At 51.4% G+C, this 1,133-nt stretch carries 2 tRNA genes and 1 rRNA gene; all 3 read left to right on the top strand.

Annotation, left to right across the window (positions count from 1 at the left end):
• Positions 1 to 117 precede the first annotated feature (117 nt).
• Positions 118 to 194: transfer RNA gene (locus ABIB59_RS26320), tRNA-Ile, on the top strand.
• Positions 195 to 302: 108 nt separating this feature from the next.
• Positions 303 to 378, top strand: a tRNA-Ala gene (locus ABIB59_RS26315).
• 304 nt (positions 379 to 682) lie between these two features.
• A 23S ribosomal RNA gene (locus ABIB59_RS26310) occupies positions 683 to 1,133 on the top strand; the annotation flags it as partial.

Genomic DNA, 1,133 nt, shown 5'->3' with positions numbered 1-1,133 from the left:
CGTAACAAGGTAACCGTAGGGGAACCTGCGGTTGGATCACCTCCTTACCTTAAAGAACCTGCCTTTGTAGTGCTCACACAGATTGTCTGATGAAATAGAGCAGTAAGAAATCTCTGCAGGCTTGTAGCTCAGGTGGTTAGAGCGCACCCCTGATAAGGGTGAGGTCGGTGGTTCAAGTCCACTCAGGCCTACCAAATTCCTGCTGATGCTGCGTTGCGGCGACACTCACATACTTTACGTATGCTTCGTGTCACCACGCCTTGCCTCAACAGTAATTAAGGTTGGTGAGATTTAACTACGATGGGGCTATAGCTCAGCTGGGAGAGCGCCTGCTTTGCACGCAGGAGGTCTGCGGTTCGATCCCGCATAGCTCCACCATCTTTTACTGCGAACACAAGAAAACTTCAGAGTGAACCTGAAAAGGTGCACTGCGAAGTTTTGCTCTTTAAAAATCTGGATCAAGCTGAAAATTGAAACGACACACGAAAGTGTGTTCGAGTCTATCAAATTATCGCAATCAGAAGATGACACTGTAAAAGGTGACGTGAGCGATGTGAAGACAAGGCGTACCGCACGCAGCGAGCGGAGTGGACTTGATGTCCATGAGCATCGCGAGTACGGAACAACGCAGTATTCACAGCGCGCAACAAACCGGACAGAACAAGACATCTTCGGGTTGTGAGGTTAAGCGACTAAGCGTACACGGTGGATGCCCTGGCAGTCAGAGGCGATGAAGGACGTGCTAATCTGCGAAAAGCGCCGGCGAGGTGATATGAACCTTTGACCCGGCGATGTCCGAATGGGGAAACCCAGTGTGATCCGTCACACTATCATTAACTGAATCCATAGGTTAATGAGGCGAACCGGGGGAACTGAAACATCTAAGTACCCCGAGGAAAAGAAATCAACCGAGATTCCCCCAGTAGCGGCGAGCGAACGGGGAGCAGCCCAGAGCCTGAATCAGCTTGTGTGTTAGTGGAACGGTCTGGAAAGTCCGGCGATACAGGGTGACAGCCCCGTACACGAAAGCACACAGGCTGTGAGCTCGATGAGTAGGGCGGGACACGTGGTATCCTGTCTGAATATGGGGGGACCATCCTCCAAGGCTAAATACTCCTGACTGACCGATAGTG

The organism is Citrobacter sp. UYEF32 (assembly GCF_040546205.1).
Lineage (GTDB): Bacteria > Pseudomonadota > Gammaproteobacteria > Enterobacterales > Enterobacteriaceae > Phytobacter > Phytobacter diazotrophicus.
This window is presented reverse-complemented; position numbering and strand designations above follow the sequence as displayed.